This window comes from Xylanimonas protaetiae (assembly GCF_004135385.1).
Taxonomy (GTDB): Bacteria; Actinomycetota; Actinomycetes; order Actinomycetales; family Cellulomonadaceae; genus Xylanimonas; species Xylanimonas protaetiae.
Map to the genome: position 1 here is coordinate 1,847,938 of NZ_CP035493.1, position 15,642 is coordinate 1,863,579.

Annotated in this window: 10 protein-coding genes; all 10 read left to right on the forward strand. The window is 68.3% G+C overall.

Annotation, left to right across the window (positions count from 1 at the left end):
• The first annotated feature begins 287 nt into the window (after positions 1-287).
• The 10 genes from rplJ to rpsJ all read left to right on the forward strand — a co-directional run bounded on the left by rplJ (position 288) and on the right by rpsJ (position 15,632).
• The gene (gene rplJ, locus ET471_RS18530) at positions 288-809 is read left to right on the forward strand and encodes a 50S ribosomal protein L10 (protein WP_242496521.1); all 522 of its coding nucleotides are present in this window, start codon (positions 288-290) and stop codon (positions 807-809) included.
• A 95-nt stretch (positions 810-904) separates the two neighbouring features.
• Complete coding sequence (gene rplL, locus ET471_RS08525) at positions 905-1,288, forward strand: 50S ribosomal protein L7/L12 (RefSeq protein ID WP_129187587.1); 384 nt, start codon at positions 905-907, stop codon at positions 1,286-1,288.
• Positions 1,289-1,743: 455 nt separating this feature from the next.
• Positions 1,744-5,244 (forward strand): DNA-directed RNA polymerase subunit beta, encoded by a 3,501-nt coding sequence (gene rpoB, locus ET471_RS08530; RefSeq protein ID WP_129187588.1) that lies wholly within the window; start codon positions 1,744-1,746, stop codon positions 5,242-5,244.
• A gap of 31 nt (positions 5,245-5,275) precedes the next feature.
• On the forward strand, positions 5,276-9,151 hold the full coding sequence (locus ET471_RS08535) for a DNA-directed RNA polymerase subunit beta' (RefSeq protein ID WP_129187589.1): 3,876 nt from the start codon (positions 5,276-5,278) through the stop codon (positions 9,149-9,151).
• Between the two features lie 267 nt (positions 9,152-9,418).
• A complete protein-coding gene (gene rpsL, locus ET471_RS08540; RefSeq protein WP_012877405.1) occupies positions 9,419-9,793 on the forward strand; it encodes a 30S ribosomal protein S12 in 375 nt (124 codons plus the stop codon).
• Positions 9,793-10,263 (forward strand): 30S ribosomal protein S7, encoded by a 471-nt coding sequence (gene rpsG / locus ET471_RS08545; RefSeq protein ID WP_129187590.1) that lies wholly within the window; start codon positions 9,793-9,795, stop codon positions 10,261-10,263. The genes rpsL and rpsG overlap by 1 nt, the downstream gene beginning before the upstream one ends.
• A 73-nt stretch (positions 10,264-10,336) precedes the next feature.
• Positions 10,337-12,454, forward strand: coding sequence for an elongation factor G (gene fusA / locus ET471_RS08550; protein ID WP_129187591.1), 2,118 nt, complete (start codon positions 10,337-10,339; stop codon positions 12,452-12,454).
• 124 nt (positions 12,455-12,578) lie between these two features.
• A complete protein-coding gene (gene tuf, locus ET471_RS08555; protein ID WP_129187592.1) occupies positions 12,579-13,784 on the forward strand; it encodes an elongation factor Tu in 1,206 nt (401 codons plus the stop codon).
• 127 nt (positions 13,785-13,911) lie between these two features.
• A complete protein-coding gene (locus ET471_RS08560) occupies positions 13,912-14,847 on the forward strand; it encodes a ribokinase (protein WP_129187593.1) in 936 nt (311 codons plus the stop codon).
• A 476-nt stretch (positions 14,848-15,323) separates the two neighbouring features.
• On the forward strand, positions 15,324-15,632 hold the full coding sequence (gene rpsJ / locus ET471_RS08565) for a 30S ribosomal protein S10 (RefSeq protein WP_012877409.1): 309 nt from the start codon (positions 15,324-15,326) through the stop codon (positions 15,630-15,632).
• Positions 15,633-15,642: the final 10 nt, after the last annotated feature.

Below are 15,642 nucleotides of genomic sequence, written 5' to 3' on the forward strand. Positions count from 1 at the left end.
CCCGCCTGCCGTGCGGAGCGCCGCCGGCGCGATGTGACCGGCGTCGCCCGGCGCCGGTTTCGGGTTCCGGCCTGCGTCCGGTACAGTTCTCGGGTAACCCAAGACCGCCGGTCGTCTCCGGCTGCCCTTCCAGGGCGGTCGCTGACCGAAGTCCCGCAGAGCACGCGGGGGCCTGCGCAGGTGACACCAGCTTGTACGAGCCCCGGTGCGCGCCTGCGCCGGGGCTCCTTCGTTTTCCGGGGCTTCGCCATCCTGGATCCGGCGGGACCACCATCGGAAGGATTGCCATGGCGAGGCCGGACAAGGCAGCCGCTGTCGCAGAGGTCGCGGACAAGCTCCGCGAGTCCAACGCGGCCGTGCTGACCGAGTACCGCGGGCTCACCGTCAAGCAGCTCAAGGAGCTGCGGCGGGCGCTCGGCGGCAACGCAACCTACGCCGTGGTGAAGAACACGCTCACCCAGATCGCGGCCAAGGAGGCGGGTGTCGAGGGTCTCGACGCCGACCTCAAGGGCCCGTCCGCCATCGCGTTCGTGACCGGTGACCCGGTCGAGTCCGCGAAGGCCCTGCGTGACTTCGCCAAGGCGAACCCCGCACTGGTCATCAAGGGCGGTGTCCTCGACGGGCGCCCCCTGACCGCTGCGGAGATCACGAAGCTCGCGGACCTCGAGTCCCGCGAGGTGCTGCTGGCCAAGGCGGCCGGCGCGATGAAGGCCAAGATCAGCCAGGCTGCCTACGCCTTCACCGCCAAGCCCGCCCAGGTCGCTCGCGTCATCGACGCCCTGCGTCAGAAGCAGGAAGCCGCTGCCTGACCCGCACCCGCGGGTCGTCCAGCGAAACCACTCAACCCCTCTGCTTCTGACCGGCGCCGAGCGTGCCAGGAAGCTGTGAACGAAAGGACGCCATCATGGCGAAGCTCACCACCGAGGAGCTCATCGAGCAGTTCAAGGGTCTGACCCTCATCGAGCTGTCGGAGTTCGTCAAGGCCTTCGAGGAGACCTTCGAGGTCACCGCTGCCGCCCCCGTCGCCGTGGCCGCTGCCGGCCCCGTCGCCGCTGCCGCCGAGGCCGAGGAGGAGAAGGACGAGTTCGACGTCATCCTCACCGCCGCCGGTGACAAGAAGATCCAGGTCATCAAGGAGGTGCGCGCGCTCACGTCGCTCGGCCTCAAGGAGGCCAAGGACCTCGTGGACGGCGCCCCGAAGCCCGTTCTCGAGGCCGTCAACAAGGAGGCGGCTGAGAAGGCCAAGGCGCAGCTTGAGGGCGCCGGCGCCACCGTCGAGCTCAAGTGACCTGAGCGGCGTCAGCCGCTCGCGTCGCTGCCGCGACATCGTTCGTGGCGCAACTCACTGACGAGACCCCGTCCCCACCTCGGTGGGGGCGGGGTCTTCGTCTCGCCGGAGGCGTAGACTCTCCGGCACCGCTGTTCTTGGGCGGCATATGGCGGCCACCGAGACAACGCCTCGCAAACTCCCGGTCCCTGGGGTCTTCGACCCCACGGAATGTGACCGGCCCAGCCTGGCGTCCTTCGGCGCGCCCTCGCGCAGTGGACGAACTTGACAGGGTCGGTTATGCTAGCGCTTTGCGCTCGCGTGTGCCCTCGATGCCATCCCCGACCCCGTCAGCCGCCGCCACGTCCCCCGCTTCCCTGCAGTGGACACCGGTATGACTTCTGACGCCCGGAGCGGTGGCCCGTTCGGTGCACGAAGCGTACAGCGTGCCATCGAACTGCAGGGAAGGACCCCTCTTGGCTGCCTCGCGCACCCCTTCTGCTCCCTCCGCCGACGCGATCGCAAACCGCACCGCCTCTCGCCGCCTCTCCTTCGCCAAGATCTACGAGCCCCTCGAGGTCCCTGACCTTCTCGGCCTGCAGACCGAGAGCTTCGACTGGCTGCTGGGGAACGAGGCCTGGCAGGCCCGCGTGGCCGCCGCCTCGTCCGCGGTGCCCGCGACGTCCGGCCTCGAGGAGATCTTCGAAGAGATCTCCCCCATCGAGGACTTCGGTCAGTCGATGTCGCTCTCCTTCTCGAACCACCGCTTCGAGCCGTCGAAGTACTCGCCGGAGGAGTGCAAGGAGAAGGACTTCACCTACGCCGCTCCGCTGTTCGTCACCGCGGAGTTCGTGAACTACACGACGGGTGAGATCAAGTCGCAGACGGTCTTCATGGGCGACTTCCCGCTCATGACCCCTCGCGGCACATTCATCATCAACGGCACCGAGCGCGTCGTCGTCTCGCAGCTCGTCCGCTCCCCGGGCGTGTACTTCGAGCGCACCCCCGACAAGACGTCGGACAAGGACATCTTCACGTCGAAGATCATCCCGTCGCGCGGCGCCTGGCTCGAGTTCGAGATCGACAAGCGCGACGCCGTCGGCGTGCGCGTCGACCGCAAGCGCAAGCAGTCCGTCACGGTGCTGCTCAAGGCTCTCGGCATGACCGAGTCGGAGATCCGCGAGGAGTTCGCGCAGTTCCCGGCCGTCCTCGACACCCTCGAGAAGGACCACGTCCACACCGAGGACGAGGCCCTGGTCGACCTGTACCGCAAGATCCGCCCGGGCGAGCCGCCCACGGTCGAGGCCGGCCGCGCGCTGCTCGAGAACTTCTACTTCAACCCGAAGCGCTACGACCTCGCGAAGGTCGGCCGCTACAAGGTGTCGAAGAAGCTCGGCATCGAGGCCCCGCTGACGGACTCGACGCTGACCCGCGCCGACATCGTCGCGACGATCAAGTACCTCGCCGCGCTGCACGCCGACGTCGCCACCCTGGACGGCACGCGCGACGGCCAGCCCGTCGAGGTGCGCGTCGAGACCGACGACATCGACCACTTCGGCAACCGCCGCATCCGCGCCGTCGGCGAGCTCATCCAGAACCAGGTGCGCACGGGCCTGTCCCGCATGGAGCGCGTGGTCCGCGAGCGCATGACGACGCAGGACGTCGAGGCCATCACGCCGCAGACGCTGATCAACATCCGCCCCGTGGTGGCGTCGATCCGCGAGTTCTTCGGTACCTCGCAGCTGTCGCAGTTCATGGACCAGAACAACCCGCTCGCGGGCCTGACGCACAAGCGTCGCCTGAACGCGCTCGGCCCGGGTGGTCTGTCGCGCGACCGCGCCGGCATGGAGGTCCGTGACGTCCACCCGTCGCACTACGGCCGCATGTGCCCGATCGAGACCCCTGAGGGCCCGAACATCGGTCTGATCGGCTCGCTCGCGTCCTTCGGTCGCATCAACCCGTTCGGCTTCATCGAGACGCCGTACCGCAAGGTCGAGGGCGGTCAGGTCACCGACCAGATCGACTACCTGACGGCCGACGACGAGGACCGCTACGTCATCGCCCAGGCGAACACGCCGCTGACGGTCGACGGGCACTTCCAGGAGCCCCGCGTCCTGGTGCGCGTCAAGGGCGGCGAGACGTCCGACGTGCCGGTGGGCGAGGTCGACTACATCGACGTCTCCCCGCGCCAGATGGTGTCGGTCGCGACCGCGCTCATCCCGTTCCTCGAGCACGACGACGCGAACCGCGCCCTCATGGGTGCCAACATGCAGCGCCAGGCCGTGCCGCTGGTCCGCTCCGAGATGCCGCTCGTCGGCACCGGCATGGAGCGCCGCGCGGCCGTCGACGCCGGCGACGTCGTCCTGGCCACCAAGGCCGGCGTCGTCACCGAGGTGTCGGCCGACCTGGTGCTCGTCGCGAACGACGACGCGACCACGTCCTCGTACCGCATCTCGAAGTTCGTGCGCTCCAACCAGGGCACGTCCTACAACCAGCGCGTGGTCGTGGACGAGGGCCAGCGCGTCGAGCCGGGCTCGGTCCTGGCCGACGGCCCCGCGACGGACGAGGGCGAGCTCGCGCTCGGCCGCAACCTGCTCGTGGCGTTCATGTCGTGGGAGGGCCACAACTACGAGGACGCGATCATCCTGTCGCAGCGCCTCATCGAGGACGACGTCCTCTCCTCGATCCACATCGAGGAGCACGAGGTCGACGCCCGCGACACGAAGCTGGGCCCGGAGGAGATCACGCGGGACATCCCGAACGTCTCCGAGGACGTCCTGGCGGACCTCGACGAGCGCGGCATCATCCGCATCGGTGCCGAGGTCGGCGCCGGCGACGTGCTGGTCGGCAAGGTCACCCCGAAGGGCGAGACCGAGCTGACCCCGGAGGAGCGCCTGCTGCGCGCCATCTTCGGCGAGAAGGCCCGCGAGGTGCGCGACACGTCCCTCAAGGTGCCCCACGGCGAGCAGGGCACCGTCATCGGCGTCCGCGAGTTCAACCGCGAGGACGGCGACGAGCTGCCCGCCGGCGTGAACCAGCTGGTCCGCGTGTACATCGCCCAGCGCCGCAAGATCACGGTGGGCGACAAGCTCGCCGGCCGTCACGGCAACAAGGGCGTCATCTCGAAGATCCTGCCGCAGGAGGACATGCCGTTCCTCCCCGACGGCACGCCCGTCGACGTCGTGCTCAACCCGCTCGGTGTCCCCGGTCGTATGAACGTCGGCCAGGTGCTCGAGACGCACCTCGGCTGGGTCGCCAGCCGCGGCTGGGACACCGACCTGGCGGAGGACCAGAAGGCCGAGTGGCTCTCGCACGTGCCGGACGTCGCCAAGAAGTCGGCGCCGTTCAGCCCGGTCGCCACCCCGGTGTTCGACGGCCTCGAGGAGCAGGCCCTGCGCGGCCTGCTGTCGACGACGCTCCCGAACCGCGACGGCGACCGCATGGTCGGCGAGGACGGCAAGGCGCACCTGTTCGACGGCCGCTCCGGCGAGCCGTTCCCGGACCCGGTGTCGGTCGGCTACATGTACATCCTCAAGCTGCACCACCTGGTCGACGACAAGATCCACGCCCGCTCGACCGGCCCGTACTCGATGATCACGCAGCAGCCGCTGGGCGGTAAGGCCCAGTTCGGCGGCCAGCGCTTCGGCGAGATGGAGGTGTGGGCCCTGGAGGCGTACGGCGCCGCCTACACGCTGCAGGAGCTCCTCACCATCAAGTCGGACGACGTCCCGGGCCGCGTGAAGGTCTACGAGGCCATCGTCAAGGGCGAGAACATCCCCGACTCGGGTATCCCGGAGTCCTTCAAGGTGCTCCTCAAGGAGATGCAGTCGCTCTGCCTGAACGTGGAGGTCCTGTCCTCGGACGGCTCCTCCATCGAGATGAAGGAGAGCGACGACGAGGTGTACCGCGCCGCGGAGGAGCTCGGCATCGACCTCTCCCGCCGGCCGAACGCTGCCAGCAGCATCGACGAGATCTGATAGCGACCCAGGTTTTAGGAAGTAGGACACTTTGCTCGACGTCAACGTCTTCGACGAGCTGCGTATCGGCCTGGCCACGGCCGACGACATCCGTGCCTGGTCGCACGGCGAGGTCAAGAAGCCCGAGACCATCAACTACCGCACCCTCAAGCCCGAGAAGGACGGCCTCTTCTGCGAGAAGATCTTCGGCCCGACTCGCGACTGGGAGTGCTACTGCGGCAAGTACAAGCGCGTGCGCTTCAAGGGCATCGTCTGCGAGCGCTGCGGTGTCGAGGTCACGCGGTCCAAGGTGCGCCGTGAGCGCATGGGCCACATCGAGCTGGCCGCCCCGGTCACGCACATCTGGTTCTTCAAGGGTGTGCCGTCCCGCCTGGGCTACCTGCTCGACCTCGCGCCGAAGGACCTGGAGAAGGTCATCTACTTCGCGGCCTACATGATCACGTGGGTCGACGACGAGGGCCGTCACGAGGACCTGCCGCGTCTCCAGAACGAGATCGACCTGGAGAAGAAGGAGATCGCGGACCGCCGCGACAACGACATCAACGCCCGCGCCGTCAAGCTCGAGGCGGACATCGCCGAGCTCGAGGCCGAGGGCGCCAAGGCGGACGCGCGCCGCAAGGTGCGCGACGCCGCGGAGCGCGAGATGGCGAACCTGCGCAAGCGCGCGGACGCCGACATCGAGCGTCTCGAGAACGTGTGGGACCGCTTCAAGAACCTCAAGGTCGCCGACCTCGAGGGCGACGAGATGCTGTACCGCTCGCTCCAGGACCGCTACGGCACGTACTTCGAGGGCTCGATGGGCGCGAACGCGATCCAGAAGCGTCTCGAGTCGTTTGACCTGGAGGCCGAGGCCGACAACCTGCGCGAGATCATCCGCAGCGGCAAGGGCCAGCGCAAGACCCGCGCCCTCAAGCGCCTCAAGGTCGTCAACGCGTTCCTCACGACGACGAACTCGCCCACCGCGATGGTGCTCGACGCCGTCCCGGTCATCCCGCCGGACCTGCGCCCGATGGTGCAGCTCGACGGTGGCCGCTTCGCGACGTCGGACCTGAACGACCTGTACCGCCGCGTCATCAACCGCAACAACCGCCTGAAGCGCCTGCTCGACCTCGGTGCGCCCGAGATCATCGTGAACAACGAGAAGCGCATGCTCCAGGAGGCCGTCGACTCGCTGTTCGACAACGGTCGCCGCGGTCGTCCGGTGACGGGCCCGGGCAACCGCCCGCTGAAGTCCATCTCGGACATGCTCAAGGGCAAGCAGGGTCGTTTCCGCCAGAACCTGCTCGGCAAGCGCGTCGACTACTCGGGCCGTTCGGTCATCGTCGTCGGCCCGACCCTGAAGCTGCACCAGTGCGGTCTGCCCAAGCAGATGGCGCTCGAGCTGTTCAAGCCGTTCGTGATGAAGCGTCTCGTGGAGCTCAACCACGCGCAGAACATCAAGTCGGCCAAGCGCATGGTCGAGCGCACCCGCTCGGTCGTGTGGGACGTGCTGGAGGAGGTCATCACCGAGCACCCCGTGCTGCTCAACCGTGCCCCCACCCTGCACCGCCTGGGCATCCAGGCGTTCGAGCCGCAGCTCGTCGAGGGCAAGGCCATCCACCTGCACCCGCTCGTCTGCGCCGCGTTCAACGCGGACTTCGACGGCGACCAGATGGCCGTCCACCTGCCGCTGTCCGCCGAGGCCCAGGCCGAGGCGCGCATCCTCATGCTCTCGAGCAACAACATCCTCAAGCCGTCGGACGGCCGTCCGGTGACCATGCCCTCGCAGGACATGATCATCGGCCTGCACCACCTGACGTCGGACCGCCCGGGCGCCGTCGGCGAGGGCCGCGTGTTCTCGTCGCAGGCCGAGGCGATCATGGCGTTCGACCGCGGCGACCTGGACATCAACGCGACCGTCAAGATCCGCATGGACGACGTCGTGTACGAGCCGGGCGAGGAGCCCGAGGGCTGGGAGCCCGGTCAGGCCGAGCTCAAGGAGACGACGCTGGGCCGCACGGTCTTCAACGAGGCGCTCCCCGTCGACTACCCGTACCAGAACCGGGTGATCGGCAAGAAGGAGCTCTCGGAGATCGTCAACGACCTCGCCGAGTCGTACCCGAAGGTCGAGGTCGCGGCGTCGCTCGACGCGCTGAAGGACGCCGGCTACAAGTGGGCGACCCGTTCGGGCGTCACGATCGCCATCTCCGACGTCGCCATGCCGGCTGTCAAGGACGAGATCCTCGACGAGCACGAGGCGCGTGCGCTCAAGGTGCAGCAGCAGTTCGACCGCGGTCTGATCACCGACGACGAGCGCCGTCAGGAGCTCATCGAGATCTGGACCCAGGCCACCGACAAGGTCGCCTCGGTCATGCGCGAGAACCTCGAGTCGAACGCCCGCAACACCCTGTACCGCATGGTGTCGTCGGGTGCCCGTGGTAACTGGATGCAGGTCCGCCAGATCGCCGGTATGCGCGGCCTCGTGGCGAACCCGAAGGGCGAGATCATCCCGCGCCCGATCAAGTCCAACTACCGCGAGGGCCTCTCGGTCCTCGAGTACTTCATCGCGTCGCACGGTGCCCGTAAGGGTCTGGCCGACACGGCCCTCCGTACGGCCGACTCGGGCTACCTGACCCGTCGTCTCGTGGACGTCTCGCAGGACGTCATCATCCGCGAGGAGGACTGCGGCACGGAGCGCGGCCTGACGCTGCCCGTGGGCGAGCGCCTCGGCGACGCGCTGGTGCCGCACCCCCGCGTGGAGACGTCGATCTACGCGCGCACGCTGGCCGTGGACGTCACGGACGCCGACGGCAACGTGATCGCCCGTGGTGGCGAGGACGCCGGCGACGCCGAGATCGAGGCGCTGCTCGCGGCGGGCGTCGAGAACGTCAAGGTGCGCTCGGTGCTCACCTGCGAGTCGCGTGTCGGCACCTGCGCCAAGTGCTACGGCCGCTCCCTGGCCACGGGCAAGCTCGTGGACATCGGCGAGGCCGTCGGCATCATCGCGGCCCAGTCGATCGGTGAGCCGGGCACGCAGCTGACGATGCGTACGTTCCACACCGGTGGTGTCGCCTCGGCCGAGGACATCACGCAGGGTCTGCCCCGCGTGACCGAGCTCTTCGAGGCCCGCACCCCCAAGGGTGAGGCGCCCATCGCCGAGTACACCGGCCGCCTGGCGATCGAGGACATGGAGCGTTCGCGCATCCTGGTCCTCACGCCCGACGACGGCTCGGAGGAGCTGCGCTACCAGGTGTCGAAGCGTGCGCGCCTGCTGGTCGAGGACGGCCAGCACGTCACGGTCGGCACCCAGCTGGTGCAGGGTGCGGTGGACCCGAAGAAGGTCCTGCGCATCCTCGGCCCGCGCGCCGCGCAGAAGCACCTGGTGGACGAGGTCCAGGAGACCTACCGCAGCCAGGGCGTGGACATCCACGACAAGCACATCGAGGTCATCGTGCGGCAGATGCTGCGTCGCGTGACCGTGCTCGACTCGGGTGACACGAAGCTGCTGCCGGGCGAGCTCGCGGAGCGCACGCGCTTCGAGGACGCCAACCGCGGCGCCGTGGCGGAGGGTGGCCACCCGGCCTCCGGTCGCCCGGAGCTCATGGGCATCACGAAGGCCTCGCTCGCCACCGACTCGTGGCTCTCGGCCGCCTCCTTCCAGGAGACGACCCGCGTGCTCACCGAGGCGGCCATGAGCGGCCGTCGGGACCCGCTGCTGGGCCTCAAGGAGAACGTCATCATCGGTAAGCTCATCCCCGCCGGAACGGGCCTGTCCCGCTACGGGAACATCGAGGTCGAGCCCACCGAGCAGGCCAAGGCCGAGCTCTACCCGAGCTTCGGCTACGACGAGATCGACTTCCCGACGCTCGGCATGGGCTCGGGCGAGGCGATCCCGCTCGAGGACCTGGACTTCGGCGACTTCCGCTGACCTAGCCAGACCACGGCGGGCCCGGTCGTTTTGACCGGGCCCGCCGTCGTCGTGTAAACTCCCTGGCTGTGCCTGGCGTGTCTCCGGACAAGGTCAGGTCCCGGAGTCCGCAAGGCCCGGGCCATCGAGCCGGTGGTACGTGGCTGCGGTCCCTGACGGTCTACTCGTGAGGGCTGCGCGCCGTGTCCTGTCCGGCACGCACAGCCTTTTCACCTTTCGACGGGGGCCGGCCGGCCTCCGTGAGTCCAAGAAGACGACGGAGACGTAGTGCCTACGATCCAGCAGCTCGTCCGCAAGGGCCGGACCACGAAGCCGGGGAAGTCGAAGACTCCCGCGCTCAAGGGTTCCCCGCAGCGGCGCGGCGTGTGCACCCGTGTGTACACCACCACCCCCAAGAAGCCGAACTCGGCGCTCCGTAAGGTCGCGCGTGTGAAGCTCTCCTCCGGCATCGAGGTCACGGCCTACATCCCGGGCGTCGGCCACAACCTGCAGGAGCACTCGATCGTGCTCGTCCGCGGCGGCCGTGTGAAGGACCTTCCCGGTGTCCGTTACAAGATCGTCCGTGGTGCCCTCGACACGCAGGGCGTCAAGAACCGCAAGCAGGCTCGCAGCCGCTACGGCGCCAAGAAGGAGAAGGCCTGATGCCTCGTAAGGGTCCGGCCCCGAAGCGGCCGCTCATCTCCGACCCCGTCTACGGGTCGCCCGTCGTCACGCAGCTGATCAACAAGATCCTGCTCGACGGCAAGAAGTCGACGGCCGAGGCCATCGTCTACAGCGCCCTCGAGGGTGTCCGTGCGAAGACCGACCAGGACCCCGTCGTCGTCCTCAAGCGTGCGCTCGAGAACGTCCGCCCGGCCCTCGAGGTCCGCAGCCGCCGCGTCGGTGGCGCGACCTACCAGGTCCCGGTCGAGGTGCGCCCGACGCGCTCGACGACGCTGGCCCTGCGCTGGCTGACCGACTTCTCGCGCGCCCGCCGGGAGAAGACGATGACCGAGCGTCTCATGAACGAGATCCTCGACGCCTCGAACGGCCTCGGTGCCGCGGTCAAGCGCCGCGAGGACATGCACAAGATGGCCGAGTCGAACCGCGCGTTCGCCCACTACCGCTGGTAATCGTCGTCGGCCCTGGGGGTACCACCCCCGGGGCCGCAGGCGTCCCACCCTCTCCACCGACAAGGGGAACACCGTGGCACTTGACGTGCTGACGGACCTGAGCAAGGTCCGGAACATCGGCATCATGGCGCACATCGATGCCGGCAAGACGACGACGACCGAGCGGATCCTGTACTACACGGGCGTCAACTACAAGATCGGCGAGACGCACGACGGTGCCTCGACGACCGACTGGATGGAGCAGGAGCAGGAGCGTGGCATCACGATCACGTCCGCTGCTGTGACCGCCTTCTGGAACAAGGGCAAGCCGAACGAGACGCAGATCAACGTCATCGACACGCCCGGTCACGTGGACTTCACGGTCGAGGTCGAGCGCTCGCTGCGCGTCCTCGACGGCGCGGTCGCCGTCTTCGACGGCAAGGAGGGCGTCGAGCCCCAGTCCGAGACGGTGTGGCGCCAGGCGGACAAGTACGAGGTCCCCCGCATCTGCTTCGTCAACAAGATGGACAAGCTGGGCGCGGACTTCTACTTCACGGTCGACACGATCGTGAACCGCCTCAAGGCCAAGCCGCTGGTCATCCAGCTCCCGATCGGCTCCGAGAACGACTTCATCGGCGTCGTCGACCTGGTCGAGATGCGCGCGCTCGTGTGGCGCGGCGAGACCGAGATGGGCGCCAAGTACGACATCGAGGAGATCCCGGCCGATCTCGCGGAGAAGGCGGAGCAGTACCGCGCCGAGCTCCTCGAGGCCGTCGCGGAGACCGACGACGACCTGCTCGAGAAGTTCCTCGGTGGCGAGGACCTGACGCTGGCCGAGATCAAGGCCGGCATCCGCAAGCTCACCGTCGCGGGCGAGGCCTTCCCCGTCCTGTGCGGTTCGGCGTTCAAGAACAAGGGCGTCCAGCCCATGCTCGACGCCGTCGTCGACTACCTCCCCTCGCCCCTCGACGTCCCGGCCATCCAGGGCCACGACGTCAAGGACCCCGAGGTCGTCGTCGAGCGCCACCCGGACGCCACGGAGCCGTTCGCCGCTCTCGCGTTCAAGATCGCCGCGCACCCGTTCTTCGGCAAGCTCACCTTCATCCGCGTCTACTCGGGCAAGGTGACGCAGGGCGCCCAGGTCATCAACTCGACCAAGGGCAAGAAGGAGCGCATCGGGAAGATCTTCCAGATGCACGCCAACAAGGAGAACCCTGTCGACGAGGCGACCGCCGGTCACATCTACGCGTTCATCGGCCTCAAGGACGTCACCACCGGTGACACCCTGTGCGACGCGAACGCGCAGGTCATCCTCGAGTCGATGACCTTCCCCGAGCCGGTCATCGACGTGGCCATCGAGCCCAAGACGAAGGCCGACCAGGAGAAGCTCTCGACGGCGATCCAGAAGCTCGCCGAGGAGGACCCGACCTTCCGCGTCAAGCTGGACGAGGAGACCGGCCAGACCGTCATCGGCGGCATGGGCGAGCTCCACCTCGACATCCTCGTCGACCGCATGCGTCGTGAGTTCAAGGTCGAGGCCAACGTCGGCAAGCCGCAGGTCGCGTACCGCGAGACCATCCGCCGCACGGTCGAGAAGGTCGACTACACGCACAAGAAGCAGACCGGTGGTTCGGGTCAGTTCGCCAAGGTCCAGGTGACCTTCGAGCCGCTCGACACGACCGAGGGCGAGCTCTACGAGTTCGTCAACGCCGTCACCGGTGGCCGCATCCCGCGCGAGTACATCCCGTCGGTCGACGCCGGCATCCAGGCCGCCCTCCAGCAGGGTGTCCTCGCGGGCTTCCCGCTCGTGGGCGTCAAGGCCACGCTGCTCGACGGTGCGTACCACGAGGTCGACTCGTCCGAGATGGCGTTCAAGATCGCCGGCTCGATGGTCCTCAAGGAGGGCGTCAAGCGCGCCGACCCGGCTCTGCTCGAGCCGATCATGGCCGTCGAGGTGCGTACGCCCGAGGAGTACATGGGCGACGTGATCGGCGACATCAACTCCCGCCGTGGCATGATCCAGTCCATGGAGGACGCGACCGGCGTCAAGGTCGTTCGCGCCCAGGTGCCGCTGAGCGAGATGTTCGGTTACATCGGCGACCTCCGGTCGAAGACCCAGGGTCGCGCGGTGTACTCGATGCAGTTCGACAGCTACGCCGAGGTTCCTCGCAACGTCGCTGACGAGATCATCAAGAAGACCCGGGGCGAGTGAGTTCCCACTAGGTCGACCAGTTCCACCAATCACCCTGTAGGAAACCCCGTCGCCCCGCGAGGTAGGCTCTTGTGCCGAGTCTCGCAACGTTCGGGAACATCTACCCAGTCCCAGGAGGACCCCAGTGGCTAAGGCCAAGTTCGAGCGGACCAAGCCGCACGTCAACGTCGGCACCATCGGTCACGTCGACCACGGTAAGACGACGCTCACCGCTGCCATCTCCAAGACCCTCGCCGAGAAGTACCCGGCGTCGGAGGGCTACCTCGCCAACCAGGTCGTCGACTTCGACGGCATTGACAAGGCGCCCGAGGAGAAGCAGCGCGGTATCACGATCAACATCTCGCACATCGAGTACGAGACGCCGAACCGTCACTACGCGCACGTCGACGCCCCGGGTCACGCCGACTACATCAAGAACATGATCACCGGTGCCGCCCAGATGGACGGCGCGATCCTCGTGGTCGCCGCGACCGACGGTCCGATGGCCCAGACGCGTGAGCACGTCCTGCTCGCCCGCCAGGTCGGCGTTCCCTACCTGCTCGTGGCGCTCAACAAGGCCGACATGGTCGACGACGAGGAGATCCTCGAGCTCGTCGAGATGGAGGTCCGCGAGCTGCTGTCGTCGCAGGGCTTCGACGGCGACGACGCTCCCGTCGTCCGCGTCTCCGGCCTGAAGGCCCTCGAGGGTGACCCCGAGTGGCAGGAGAAGGTCCTCGAGCTCATGGAGGCCGTCGACAACAACGTGCCCGAGCCCGTTCGTGACCTCGACAAGCCGTTCCTGATGCCGATCGAGGACGTCTTCACGATCACCGGTCGTGGCACCGTCGTCACCGGCAAGGTCGAGCGTGGCGCGCTGAACGTCAACTCCGAGGTCGAGATCGTCGGTATCCGCACCCCGCAGAAGACGACGGTCACGGGCATCGAGACCTTCCACAAGTCGATGGACCAGGCTCAGGCTGGTGACAACACCGGTCTGCTCCTGCGCGGCATCAAGCGCGAGGACGTCGAGCGTGGCCAGGTCGTCGTGAAGCCGGGTTCGATCACCCCGCACACCGACTTCGAGGCTCAGGTCTACATCCTGGGCAAGGACGAGGGCGGCCGTCACAACCCGTTCTACTCGAACTACCGCCCGCAGTTCTACTTCCGCACGACGGACGTCACCGGCGTCATCCAGCTGCCCGAGGGCACCGAGATGGTCATGCCCGGTGACAACACCGAGATGACGGTCCAGCTCATCCAGCCCATCGCCATGGAGGAGGGCCTCGGCTTCGCCATCCGCGAGGGTGGCCGCACCGTCGGCTCGGGCCGTGTCACCAAGATCATCAAGTGATCTTGTGCTGATGGCTGGCTGACCTGATCAGCCGCGAAGGCCCCGGTTCCCGCGAGGGAGCCGGGGCCTTCGTGCTGCTCCGGCACGTCGCCGGGCCGGCTCGGCCGCGGACCGGCAGGCTGGGTCCGTGGCTCGCATCGTCGTCGTCGGCTCCGTCAACGCCGACCTCGTCGCCCGTGTCGCACGGCATCCTCGACCCGGCGAGACCGTGCTCGGCGTCGACCTCGCGGTGCTGCCGGGCGGCAAGGGCGCCAACCAGGCGGTCGCCGCCGCGCGCCTGGGCAGCGACGTCGCGCTCGTGGGAGCGGTGGGCGACGACGCGTTCGCGCCCGTGGCGCTGTCCGGCCTCGCGGCGGCCGGCGTCGACACGACCGCCGTGGCCCGCGTGCCCGGCCCCACGGGCATCGCGCTCGTCACCGTCTCCGACGACGGCGAGAACGCCATCGTCGTCGTGCCCGGCGCGAACGGCTCGGTGAGCCCGACGACGGTGGGCGAGCACGGCCCCGCCCTGGCCGCCGCCGGCGTCGTCGTGCTCCAGTGCGAGCTGCCGCGCGCGACGGTCGAGGCCGCGGCGCGCGCCGCACGGGGGAGGGTGCTGCTCAACCTCGCCCCTGCCGTGGCGCTCGACCCCGACGTCGTCCGGCTCGCCGACCCCCTCGTCGTCAACGAGCACGAGGCCCGCGGCGCGCTGGAGGTCCTGGGCGCCGAGCACCCGTCCCGGCCCGCGACCGGGAGGACGGCCGACGACGCGGCCGTCGCGTCGGCGCTCGTCGCGGCCGGGGTGCGCTCGGTCGTCCTGACGCTCGGCGCACGAGGCGCGCTCGTCGCCCTCCAGGGGCGAGACGGCGTCGAGCACGTCCAGGCGCCGCGCGTCACCGCCGTCGACACCACGGGCGCGGGCGACGCGTTCGTGGGCGCGCTCACCCACCGGCTCGCAGCGGGCGACCGCCTGCTCGATGCGGTGCGGTTCGCGAACCGGGTCGGCGCCTTCGCCGCGACGAGCGTCGGCGCGCAGCCGTCGTACCCGTCCGCGGGCGACACGCTCCCGGGGACGGACGCATGACGCTCCTAGGAGGCAGATGCACGACCTCGGGGCGCGGGGCCGTCTGACCTGTGGCGCTGGGTGCAGCGTCACAGCCGCTCGGCTTGGGATCGGCTGGGGCGTGTGGCACACTAGTCAGGTTGCCTGTCACGGGCGCGTTCTTTCTCGTGTCGAACAGTGTGTTGCACCGCAGCCGCGCGGAGCCCCTCGGATCTCGGTCCGGGCGGTCCGTCGAGCCGGCTGAAAGCCGTCCCCCTCCGGTGGAGGGGTTCGCGGGGTCGCCCTCTGTTCGAACACATGAGCGCTCCGCAACGACCGAGCTTCGGTGGACACACGTCCTCCAGGGGAGGGTTCGACAGGCCAGACACACGTCGTGGTCGCCCTTCCGGTGCGATCACAATCAACGGCCTCCAAGGCTTCGTGCGGGTCGCACACGCGACACGCCCGAGCGCGGGGGTCGGACAGTAGCGGTTCTAGAGAGAGAGTCAGACGACGCCATGGCGGGACAGAAGATCCGCATCCGGCTCAAGTCCTATGACCACGAGGTCATCGACAGCTCGGCGCGCAAGATCGTTGACACGGTCACGCGTGCCGGTGCGACTGTTGTGGGCCCGGTGCCGCTCCCGACGGAGAAGAACGTCTTCGTCGTGATCCGGTCGCCTCACAAGTACAAGGACAGCCGCGAGCACTTCGAGATGCGCACGCACAAGCGGCTCATCGACATCATCGATCCCACGCCGAAGGCCGTCGACTCGCTCATGCGTATCGACCTGCCTGCCGACGTGAACATCGAGATCAAGCTCTGAGGCAGGGGAG